The 10,814-nt window shown below is 55.8% G+C and carries 10 protein-coding genes; 2 read left to right on the forward strand and 8 right to left on the reverse strand.

The genetic code is table 11. The annotated features are described in order from the left end of the window. The first annotated feature begins 675 nt into the window (after positions 1–675). Entirely contained in the window at positions 676–1,689 is a 1,014-nt protein-coding gene (locus ABIE61_RS16310; RefSeq protein WP_354411415.1) for a hypothetical protein, read from the forward strand. Between the two features lie 16 nt (positions 1,690–1,705). Next, positions 1,706–2,191 (forward strand): type II toxin-antitoxin system death-on-curing family toxin, encoded by a 486-nt coding sequence (locus ABIE61_RS16315; protein ID WP_354411417.1) that lies wholly within the window; start codon positions 1,706–1,708, stop codon positions 2,189–2,191. A gap of 98 nt (positions 2,192–2,289) precedes the next feature. On the opposite strand, the gene qhpG is transcribed toward ABIE61_RS16315, so the two are convergent. The 8 genes from qhpG to ABIE61_RS16355 all read right to left on the reverse strand — a co-directional run bounded on the left by qhpG (position 2,290) and on the right by ABIE61_RS16355 (position 10,657). Next, complete coding sequence (gene qhpG, locus ABIE61_RS16320) at positions 2,290–3,621, reverse strand: flavin-dependent monooxygenase QhpG (RefSeq protein WP_354411418.1); 1,332 nt, start codon at positions 3,619–3,621, stop codon at positions 2,290–2,292. Beyond that, positions 3,614–4,312, reverse strand: coding sequence for a subtilisin-like serine protease QhpE (gene qhpE, locus ABIE61_RS16325; RefSeq protein ID WP_354411421.1), 699 nt, complete (start codon positions 4,310–4,312; stop codon positions 3,614–3,616). The genes qhpG and qhpE overlap by 8 nt, the downstream gene beginning before the upstream one ends. Then, positions 4,302–6,029, reverse strand: coding sequence for an ABC transporter ATP-binding protein (locus tag ABIE61_RS16330; protein WP_354411422.1), 1,728 nt, complete (start codon positions 6,027–6,029; stop codon positions 4,302–4,304). Before ABIE61_RS16330 ends, qhpE begins: the two co-directional genes overlap by 11 nt. Before the next feature lie 98 nt (positions 6,030–6,127). Further along, positions 6,128–7,246 carry a quinohemoprotein amine dehydrogenase subunit beta gene (gene peaD, locus ABIE61_RS16335; protein WP_091826705.1) on the reverse strand — a complete coding sequence of 373 codons (1,119 nt, stop codon included), beginning with the start codon at positions 7,244–7,246 and terminating at the stop codon, positions 6,128–6,130. 12 nt (positions 7,247–7,258) lie between these two features. Next, positions 7,259–7,582, reverse strand: a complete 324-nt coding sequence (gene qhpC, locus ABIE61_RS16340; RefSeq protein ID WP_091826707.1) for a quinohemoprotein amine dehydrogenase subunit gamma — start codon at positions 7,580–7,582, stop codon at positions 7,259–7,261. Between the two features lies 1 nt (position 7,583). Continuing rightward, a complete protein-coding gene (gene peaB / locus ABIE61_RS16345; protein ID WP_354411427.1) occupies positions 7,584–9,014 on the reverse strand; it encodes a quinohemoprotein amine dehydrogenase maturation protein in 1,431 nt (476 codons plus the stop codon). Positions 9,015–9,061: 47 nt separating this feature from the next. Further along, on the reverse strand, positions 9,062–10,126 hold the full coding sequence (peaA, locus tag ABIE61_RS16350; protein ID WP_354411463.1) for a quinohemoprotein amine dehydrogenase subunit alpha: 1,065 nt from the start codon (positions 10,124–10,126) through the stop codon (positions 9,062–9,064). Between the two features lie 6 nt (positions 10,127–10,132). Next, entirely contained in the window at positions 10,133–10,657 is a 525-nt protein-coding gene (locus ABIE61_RS16355) for a hypothetical protein (protein ID WP_354411429.1), read from the reverse strand. Between the last annotated feature and the right edge of the window lie 157 nt (positions 10,658–10,814).

Here is a 10,814-nt window from a genome sequence, read left to right on the forward strand (position 1 = left end):
ACGCTGTCACAGATGGCCATCCACTTCCCAGGGCGCTTGGAACATCACATCAGCCTATAAGGCTGGTTGGCTGACACAGAGTTTTGAACACCCTCGATCAATATCCGCCGACTGATGCCAGTCTGTTAGTGCCTGTACCAGTGTACCCTTCTTGAACTGATGCAGCAGTGCCTTACACACCTGCTCGGCAAGATTGGGTTTGAAAAACATCATTTTCACGGCACTAACTGGCGTGAAATTAAAAATTTACAAACCATCAGAAGTAGATTGGTTTGATAGATATCAAAATCACGGTAATAATCAACGTGTATTTTGTTTTTCACAAACCATCTGAGGCCAGCCATGCTGAATACTGAAGCGAGACAGCAGCTACAGAAGGTACGTTTCTGTTGTATGTAATAAATATTTCAAACAGATTTTGATCGTTGATATTCTTAAGGTACAACTTTCGGTTCCATTACAAAAAACGACATGTACTCATTGTGCGCTGGCATGCCCAACACCGGATTCTCTCATTAAATATGATGAAGTAGTAACGATTTACAACATGATGATATTTGAGCGATGCATTAAGAATAAAAAACTTATCAGCCTACGTAACTGGCTTCTCCCTATGCTAATGAACGGCCAGGTGACATGGTTCGGCAGCTTCACCAGCAACCAAGGAGGCCTAGGATGGCCAAAGACCTGACAGAATCGTCTCACGACCGCCAAAACATCCTCAACAACCGCTACGCCCTGCAACAGGCCGAGCAGCATTTAAGCTTGGGAGGCGTGACGTTTGAGGGGGATACAGTTTTCACTAAAGCGCAAGTGATGACCATGTACGATGTCTCAGATCGCACCATTGAGCGCTACTTGGTAAGCCACGGAGAAGAGCTTAAAAGCAACGGCTACCAACTACTAAGAGGGAATAAGCTTAGAAAATTCAAAGAATTAGCACATGGTACCGACATTGATGACGGTACCAAAACAAGCGTATTAGGGGTATTCAGTTTTCGTGCTGTGCTCAACATCGGCATGTTACTGACCGAGAGTGAACCCGCGCGCCTGCTGCGCTCCCGTCTGCTGGATATTGTGCTGGATGTCATGGCCGAAAGGGCTGGCGGGCATACCCGGTTCATCAATCAGCGCGACGAGAACTATCTAATTTCTGCGCTGCAAGAAGAAAACTACCGCCGCCAGTTCACTGATGCCTTAGACAACTATGTGGAAGGCAACCACTGGAAGTATGCTCGCTTTACCAACCTGATCTACCAAAGTATTTTCCATGAAAACGCCGCCGAATATAAAAAGGTTTTGAATTTGGCAGTCAAAACCAACATCCGGGAAACCTTGTATTCCGAGGTGCTGAACCTGATTGCCAGTTATGAATCGGGTATCGCCCACGAGCTGGAGCAGGCCAGCACAAACCAGGGGCGTAAGCTCACACAAAAAGAAGCCGAAAGCCTGTTTGCCGGCTTTGAAAAACATCCCCTGTTCAAACCTCTCATTCTGGACGCACGGACCAAGATGGCCAGCCGCGATTTATGCTTCCGCGATGCCTTGCATGAAAAGCTCGAAGCTTACATACAATCGGTACCCGAAGCAGACTTTGAACGATTTCTGGGCGAAAAGAGCCGCTCTTTAGAAGAACAGCTCAGTGACCCGGAAACACTGGCAGTACTCAAGCGCCTGAAGGATCGCTAGCCAAAGGATCGCATCAATGAACGACTCTACAGGAACGGGCATCCGATTTTTCTATTTCGATGTAGCTCACGCGATCAGCGTTCACAACTGGATCATCGAGCACTCTGGTGGATTGGCAGGCATCAAGAATATTGGCCAGCTGGAAAGCCCCTTAGAACACATTCAGAATGATTGGTACTACCCGGAGATGGAAGACAAGCTGACTCATTTGGTATTTTCCATCAACAAACACCATGCATTTAACGATGGTAACAAGCGTTCATCGCTGGTGTTAGGGGCCTACTTCCTTGAGCTCAATGGTTTTGACTATGTGGTGAAGCGATTCGTCAAGGAGATGGAAAACATCGCCGTCTGGGTCGCTGATAATGTGATCGACAAGGATTTACTGCTTCAGATTATCAGTTCAGTGCTGTACGAAGATGATTACCCTGAATCGATCAAACTGGCTATATTTGAAGCCATTGAAGCGGCCAATCAATTGAGTCGGGGCTATAAATCATAGGTTGTGGTGGGCCTTCGAACCATCCTGTAATGAAATTATCTTCATGGTTAGTACGTACAGCAACAACACGAAATACCACTTCAACTATTTGTCTTGATTTATTTTTCTTCAACCCAGCCCTGCTGCTGCAGCCACAGCGCCAAACGCACCCCCATCACCTCGCCATGCTTGTCCGACAGCAACTCGGCAGGTGCCAGATCAGGTCGAGACCTGACCTGCTCAAGCAGGGGGGCCAGCTCAAGGCCATTGAGATGCCAGATGCCCAAAGGCTGATCGGGGGTAATCACCACCTGCGCTTCACGAATCAGCCCATCCTGCACCACCGGCCGTACGCCAGTGCTGACCTGATCGGGCGTCACGTTCAGATGCAGCGGGACCTGATCCGGCCACTGGCTGCGCCCCTGCCAGAACGGATTGGCCGGCCACTGGGACTCCAGTGCATAAAAGTCACGTCCTATGCGCGCAAAACGGTAAAAAAGCCCTTCAATCCGGGCCTCATGGAACTGCTTGGCAAGACCTGCCCGCTCCGGGTGATTAATCAGCGTGTTGATCACTGCCGGGGCCTGCAAGGCCGATGACAGTGCCTGAAAAATGCCGTTGCCCGAGAGCGGGTCCACCGCCATTGCGGCATCGCCCACTCGAATCCAGTTATTACCAACACTGTGCTCACACAAAACCGGTGTACTGGTACGCGCATAGACTTCGCCAGCCGGTTCGGCGCCGGCCATAAAAGGCTGAGCCTGCTCAAGCTTACTCAGGCGCGCCTGACACCAGTCGCCCAATTCTCGCTTGGGCGGCAGATCGGCACTGGCCACATCCAGTGTCAGCTGCAGGTAGCGGCGCCCATCGGCTCGCAGGGCCATCCAGGCCCATCCATCGGCAAAGCTCTGTACAGCCGAGCAGGGCGTATCCGCCGGTCCCTGCCAATACTGCAGCAAGGATACGGTCTGGGCCCCTTTCACGCGGGGCACGCCGGCTGCCGGGGCCGCTCGCCCGCGGGCTTCTACCAGAAAATCGCCCTGCAACTGCAGCTGTTCTCCACTGACCAGACTGACTTCGGCCACATGCCCGGTTGCATCGGGCTGAATGCCGGTGACACGCCCCTGAATCACGTGGGTGCCCTGCGCCTTCAGATCATCCAGCAGTGCCAGATCGAAGGCTTGACGCGGAATCAGACGCTCGGTATTGGCGGCACTGGTGATACCGTTCCAGGTTACCCGCCGCGGTGAAGGTTCAGCCATCTGCTCCAGTGCCAGATTGAATCCGGCACCCTGCAGCCCCTGCACCACACGATCGGAGATACCCTCAACCGCATCAAAGGGGCGCGGCTCACTCACCAGCGTTACCGCGTATCCCAGCCTGACAAGACCGATCGCAACGGCGCCCCCGGCAGGGCCACCACCCAACACCAGTACCTGTGACTTATTCATCCTCTGCTCCTGTATAGACGCCTCGGCGCTGCTCAGGGCCACGGTAGGCCGATTGCCGGACCAGCCAGTCCCGCACCTCGCTGAGGCTGACAGCATCCTGTTGTAGACAACGTGCCACCCACGCGCTCAAGTGAGCACACCCCATACTGGCACCCGACTGCCCACGACTGTCATCCAGAGGCCGGACACAGCCACCAAAATCAGCAAACTCCGTTTCAAGATGGGAGATCTGATCACGGCCGCAGCGGGCATCACCGGTCATGCGAAACACACCGGGATAGGCCGATGGATACACAGGTTCCCCTCGGGCCGGGCTGGCCGCACAGAGAAAAACCCCCTGTTTCAGGGCCCGCTCACAGGCCTCCCTCAACACTGCTCGATCCTGTCTCAGCCCCAGACTCAGATTAATCACCTGTGTCCCCTGCTCCACCAGCCAGTCGATGGCAGCCGCCACCTGTGCGGCCGTGGTGGACAATCGATCGCTGAATACCTGCGCACTGAACAGTGTTGCCTCGGGCATCAGGTGCTGGATGATTTCAATGATGCGAGTGCCATGCCCCAACTGATCCGGCTCCGCTTCCGTCAGCCAGAGTTGACCATCCTGCAGCACAAAGGCGGCACTGGACGCCACCGTTTGTTGCGCTGAAGTGCCAGAGTCCACTACCCCGATACGGATGGGCTCAACCGACATCCGCTACCTCCTCTATTTCACGGAGGTGGCCGTTCTGAAGCAGCAACCGAAGATCCGCGCCCGCCAACGTAGAGGGACGGTGACTGATCAAAATACGCGTGCGGTCGGCAAACAGCCGGTCTACAGCAGCAATCACCTGCTGTTCGGTGGCTTCATCCACCGCTGACGTTGCCTCATCCAGCACCAGCACCGCAGGCTGCTGCAGCAGCGCTCGCGCAATGGCGATGCGCTGTTTCTGGCCTCCTGACAGCTGCTGGCCGCGCTCGCCGAGCGGAGTGTCCAACCCCTGCGGCAGACGTTCAATCAGCTCATCAAGTTGAGCCTCACGGGCTGCATCACGTACCTGTTCATCACTGGCCTCCGGGCAGGCGTAGCGCAGATTGTCCGCGAGCGAGCCTCTGAACAGCGTAATTTCCTGCGACACCACTGCAACAGTGCGTCGAAGATCCGACAGGCTGAGCTCGCGGATATCAACGCCATCGAGCAATACCCGTCCCTGTAGTGGGTCGTAGTGGCGCTGCAGCAGGTCGATCAGAGTGGACTTGCCCGCTCCCGAGGCCCCCGCCAGCGCGATTTTTTTGCCCGCCTGCAGACGGGCGCTCACATTATCCAGCACTGGATCTCGGCCAGTGTAGGCAAAGCAGACCTGCTCAAGCTCAAGCTCGCCCCGCAGCGGCTGTGGCAGCGCGCGCGGGCTCTGTGGCGATTCGATTTCGGCCTCAGCCTGGCGCAGCTCACTCACGCGGTTAAGGCTGACGCTCATGCGCTGAATCGCAACATACAGGCCCAGCAGACTGTTTACCGGCCCCGTGGCCATCCCCAGATAGGTGGAAAAAGCGATCAGCGAACCCAGCTGCCACTGCCCCTGAATCACCCACCAACCACCAACCAGAAAAGCCGCGGCACGGGTCATGGAGGTCAGTGTATTGGGAATCGCCTGAGTAAAGAATTCGGTAATCTGCAGCCGCAGCAACTGACTCAGATAACCGTCGTTCAAGCCTCCGAGCCGGGTGCGCTCACGGTTTTCCTGACCACTGGACTGGATGAACTTCATCGCCGGCATGGTTTCCACCAGAAAGCTGGACAGGTCCGCAGAGCGCTCGCGCAACTCGCGCGTATTGACCTCCACCTTGCGCCGCATCCAGCGCAGCCAAAGCACTTCCAGCGGAATCAGTATCAGTACCAGTAACGACAGCTTCCAGGACAGTGTCACCAGCAGAGCAAGCGCACCGATCAAGCCGATGATACTGCTCACCGCCGAGAACAGGCTATCGACGGCAAAACGCTGGATTTCAGCCACATCACCGTCGATACGGGACATCAGATCACCGATGCGACGCTGACCAAAAAAGGTGGGTGAAAGCCGCTGCAGGTGAGCATAGAGGTCGGTCCGCAGGGCAAACAGGATACGCCCGGACAGGCGCGTGTGCAGGTAACGGTTCAGACCGGACAGTGCGGTGCCGAAAATGCCGACCAGAATCATGGCCACGGCCAGTTTGACCAGCATGCCGTAATCCTTGGCCAGCAAACCGTCATCAATCAAAAGCTTGGTCAGCCAGGGCTGCAGCAGCACCAGCGCCGAACCAACAAAAGACAACAGCAACAGGCCGGCAATTGCCTTCTGCTGTGGTTTGACGAAGCTGTACAACCAGCGAAACCCCTGCTCCAGACGGCTTTTGTCCGGAGCGTGGATGGCGCGTACCAGCCAATTCAGCATGGTGAGCCTTTCCTTGCATCCTGTTTATAAACGAAAAACGGGAGGACCGTTACCGGCGCCTCCCGTTGACTATACCTGATTGAGGGCCTGATCAGATATCAGTCTCTGATGGTGGCCACACGCAGGTCAGAGGTGGTCATGTCACCACTGAGTTCAATGGAGCCGATCTTATCCAGTGTTTCTGAATCATGGATCGAGATGTCATTCGCTGTTCCGCCTACGTAGATGGTTTTACCATCCGCGGAGATGTTCAGGTTGTAGTAGGTGTGCTCCATTTCATGCAGCGCCAACGTTTCTCCCGTGCGCAGATCATGTTTGGACAACGTGTTAAATGACCCGTAAAGGATGTTCGGATCACGCGGATCAGAGATGAAGTTAAAGATGATGAACTCAAACGGGAATATCTCCTGACGCGTGGCTTCCCCCGTTTCCAGATTAACGCGGCTCATGCCCCACCACCATTCGGCCGTTTCGAAGTTCCATTCTTCGGAATCGAACTTTGCTGTCGAGTACGGCATGATGTATTCGTTGCTCTGCTCACCCTGAGAGTGCATTGCAAAGGCATCAGGCGGCAGCCACAGGGGCCCTTTCTCCCAATTCTGCAGCGGAGTCACCATACGAATATCGCCGGTTTTCGGGTCGATCGCTTTTACATCAGCCCCACCCAGAATGACCTCACCCTTTGCAGTGGCTGCAATTTTGGTGATACGTCGCTCAACGGGGAATGTCCGCACCGGCTTGGCACCCACGCCATCCGCCACGTTAAACACCGCCAGGCGAGGTTGCTCAACGGTGAATCGGTCACGTTTCAGCCCAAACGGGTTCTGAACCGTATACACTTCCTTTCCGTCAGCACTGACTGCCAGTGACTGGAAGCTTTTCACTTTCAGCGTCGGCGTGGACTGAGCCGCATGGAAGGTGATCTCACAGGTACGAATATCGAACCCGTACACATCCTCCATGCCGTTGCTGAGCACGTAGGCGATCTTGCCGTCCGGTGACGGGGCAATGGAGCCAGAGCCGAAGTTGCCCGGAATGTCGCAGGTGCGCTCGACTTTGTTGGTTTTCATGTCGATCACATGCAGATGACCCGGACGGGTCACGGTCAGCAGGTATTCCTGCGCAGCCGCGGCCGCCGGCGCCACTGCACTGAGCAGGGCTGCCGTACCCAAAGAGCCGGCCAGAGCGGTCGATTTGAACAGTTTACTTATTTTCATTGCCAGGCTCCCTTATTCACCATCCTCAAAGATACCGTCCAGCTTGCGCCAGTCCTGCGTGGCCTTCGCCACATCCTTGTTCCAGTCCGGATAGGTGTTCATGGTGTCGGGTACCTGAGCCGGCCACCAGCAGGCATCAGCACATCCGTACAGATCCGCTTCCATTGGCTGACAGAGTGAACCCAGTCCACCGAAGGGATCCAGTTCCCAGCCCGGGTCAGTGGTAGCAGTACAGCCTACTACCGTTTGCATGGCTACAACGTCTTCGACCTCGTCCGGGCTCACGGACTGGTTGATCAGCTGTGCTTTTTTGTTCAGAGACTTCAAATGTTTCATATCAGGCACTCCTCCTCGGAGAGACGTATGCTTCGAAGAACCCGGGGTTCTCAAGCATGATCCGCGAATACACTTCCACGCCATAATCGACCCAGTCTCGCATCAGGTCACAGTAGTGGTAGGAAGGATGCGTCGGATCTCCATATTTGGCATAGCTTTCGTGATAACAGCCACCGGAACAGAGGTTACGGATGCGGCAGGTAGAGCAACCGGTGTCGGTACGGTCCAGACGCTGCTCGATGAACTGGCCCAGCGCAGCACGGTCAATCCCTTTCTCGACATCACCGAACGTGGGCAGGTCAGAGCCGGTGAATCGATGACAGAGGTTAAGCCCGCCATCCTTGTCCACCGCCAGCAGCTTGAGCCCGGCACCACAGGGCACCAGTTTCTTGTTGCCCTCGTACATGTCGGTAATCAGCTGGTGCATGTTGCCGTAGCCGAAGTTTTCATTGCGCAGCGCCGCTTCGAGGTAACGCTGTCCCAGTCGCTTCATGCCGGCAAACACCTCAACCAGCTCTTCACCGGTCAGGTTGAATTCGGCAATATCGCCTGAGGTAACCGGGCCAAAGCCCACCTCGAAGAAGCCCAGCTCGCCACTGAGGTGATCATAGATCCGCTCCACATCGGTAATGCCACGCGTCAATGTGACGCGGCAACCGATCGGGCGCGCGGTATAGCGCTTGAGCAGCATCTCCACCTTGCGCCGCACCACATCGTAGGTGCCCTGACCGCCAACCGTTATGCGGTTCTTGTCGTGCATCGCCTTGGGCCCATCCATGGAGATGGTCAGGCCAAAGCGGTGCTCGTTGAACCAGTCAACCAGCTCTTCGGTCAGCAGGGTCGCGTTGGTGGTCATGGTGAAATCCACCGTGGCACCGTGCTCGGCAAAGCGCTTCTCGCAGTAGGTCACCATTTCACGGATCAATGGCATGTTGGAGAGCGGTTCACCGCCGAAGAACACCACGTTGTAGTTGCGCTGATCCGGCGACTCTCGCAGCATCATTTCTACTGATTGAATCGCGGTTTCAAGGGCCATCTTTTCCCCCTTGGACGGGGTAGTCAGATCTTCCTTGTAACAGTAGGTGCAGCTCAGGTTGCAACCGGTGTTGACGTTGAGCACAACGGTGGTCAGCGGGAACTTGCTGACCTTCTGCGGTTCAGGGTTGATTCTGGCCACTGCTCCTGACTCGGAGATCACCTCCAACGTCAGCAGTTCCTCCAGAGCCTCAGACACCTCCTGCTGAGAGTAGCACTCACACAGCGGGGCCAGGTATTCGGGAGTCACCTGGTCATGGCTGTCGAACAGCGCCAGCAGCTCTCGACTCAAGCCATCAAGCTCAAAAATGCTGCTGCTTGGAATATGAAACAGCATCTGACGGGCATCAACATCAACCCTGTGCAGATTCGGTTTCACCAGCGTCATGGCACCCATAATCACCTCTTTATTATCGTATCTCGGTGGCTGTTCCGGCTTTTGGCTCAGTCGAGCACGCGACGAACAAAGTCAGGCACGGCAACCAGCATGCTGCCTTCACCATCGACTTTACTGGCGCCATCGTTCACCGTTGCCACCACTTTCAGGCGACCCACGTTGTTGGCCGACATCTTGCGCTCAGGGTTTGGCCCTGCGTCACCGGGTACAAAGATACCGGCCGCATTGATCTGACCCGCATAGAGGTGATCCTTGTCATGCTCAGCCACTTCATCGGCCGGCAGGATCGACCAGCTGGCCGGCATGTAGCCCAGGCGCAGATCGTCATCGGTGCCAGGCTTACCATCAGCACCGGCGCTGTAGCCCACGGCACGATAGGTGGCACGCACCTTTTCCATCTCACTGCCGGCGCCACCGATACGGGTGACCGCATTGGCCGGCGTCACGTCAACACGCGCCAGCGTGCTGTAGACATTCAGGGCAGCGTTATTGATCGCCTTGCCGACCTTAATGGTACGTGGACCTTCCGCCCCGGTTGCCTTGGCTACCAGCGTGATTCGGTCATCGCTGCGGGCAACGATTTTCTCGACCGTGACGCCTTCGCCAAGATCGATATCACCCTTGAGGCCGGCACCAATCAGTGTCAGCTCGGCGCTTTCGCCGCTGCGCAGATAGGAAGGCTGAACCGCAACCAGTTGACCCATGCCCTGATCCTTCACGGCATTGAGTGCCCCGCCGATCTCCCGTTCGGTAGCGAGGAACATGCGACCTTCCATCTGACCATTCGCGTCCAGCGCCATCACCTGACGCATTTTCATATCATCAATGGTGACGGAGGCACGCCATTCGTAACCGGTGTAAACAGTCGCTTTGCCCGTACCGCTGAGCACGGTGCCATCGGCATAGTGACCTTCCAGCGTCAGGTCATATCGACCATCGCCGGTTTTGGCAGCACTCATCCAGGCGTCAAATTCGCCCTTCTCGGGAATGTAACCGGTCACACGCCAGCGACCCATGACGTCGGCCTTATCGGCTTTCTTCCAGTTATTCCACTCTTCGGTGACCAGCGGATACTTCTCGAACAGGGTATCGACGGTCTGAGTGGTGGCAATCTGATACTAGGGACGGTCACGTGAGCCGGCGTGCAGCTCAATCCCAGGGAACTGGGCCATATGGAAGTCGACCAGCATCTTCCACTCATCCTTGGCACGACGCTGCAGTCCCGAGCGCGCTTCGGAGTGACAGCGGGCACAGGTTTCGACCAGATGTTGATCCGCGCCGGCTTCCACCAGATTGGTATCCTGCTCCAGCAGGTAGCGATAGGGGGCGGCCTCGGACGGGGCCAGGCCCTGGGTATCGGACAGGTATTTGATCAGCGCCCGTTTTTCCTCTGCGCTGATTTCAAGATCACGCAGGTGGATCATACGGTTCAGCGTCATCTGCCAGCCTTCCGGCGTTTTGCGCTGCTCACTGATACGGGAGAAGGTCGGTGCCGCTGAATCACCTGACTCGGTATGACAAGCCAGGCAACGGTCCCTGATTATCTGCTCTGCGTCTGCGGCCTGCAACGGCATACTGACCAGTCCCGCCAGGGCCAGAGCACCGGTGCCGAGTACCGCACGCTTGGAATTATTATTACTCAATGCCATCACTCCCTCACTTGAGATGGGATCCTGTTTTCGCCGGAGCAGTCAAAACGTCAATTGTCGCCAGGCTGCTTCAGTGCGTGTAGCTAAACTAACCCCGTCATGTAAATGAAATTCTGAGGATTTGTGTTAAGTTGTGCACAGATGTAACAGG

It is taken from the genome of Marinobacterium sp. MBR-111, from assembly GCF_040547585.1.
GTDB lineage: Bacteria > Pseudomonadota > Gammaproteobacteria > Pseudomonadales > Balneatricaceae > Marinobacterium > Marinobacterium iners.

Excerpts from the sequence above, each read along its gene's own strand:
- ABIE61_RS16310 (WP_354411415.1), top strand. The coding sequence starts at position 676 with ATGGCCAAAGACCTGACAGAATCGTCTCACGACCGCCAAAACATCCTC.
- ABIE61_RS16315 (WP_354411417.1), top strand. The coding sequence starts at position 1,706 with ATGAACGACTCTACAGGAACGGGCATCCGATTTTTCTATTTCGATGTA.
- qhpG (WP_354411418.1), bottom strand. The coding sequence starts at position 3,621 with ATGAATAAGTCACAGGTACTGGTGTTGGGTGGTGGCCCTGCCGGGGGC.
- qhpE (WP_354411421.1), bottom strand. The coding sequence starts at position 4,312 with ATGTCGGTTGAGCCCATCCGTATCGGGGTAGTGGACTCTGGCACTTCA.
- ABIE61_RS16330 (WP_354411422.1), bottom strand. The coding sequence starts at position 6,029 with ATGCTGAATTGGCTGGTACGCGCCATCCACGCTCCGGACAAAAGCCGT.
- peaD (WP_091826705.1), bottom strand. The coding sequence starts at position 7,246 with ATGAAAATAAGTAAACTGTTCAAATCGACCGCTCTGGCCGGCTCTTTG.
- qhpC (WP_091826707.1), bottom strand. The coding sequence starts at position 7,582 with ATGAAACATTTGAAGTCTCTGAACAAAAAAGCACAGCTGATCAACCAG.
- peaB (WP_354411427.1), bottom strand. The coding sequence starts at position 9,014 with ATGGGTGCCATGACGCTGGTGAAACCGAATCTGCACAGGGTTGATGTT.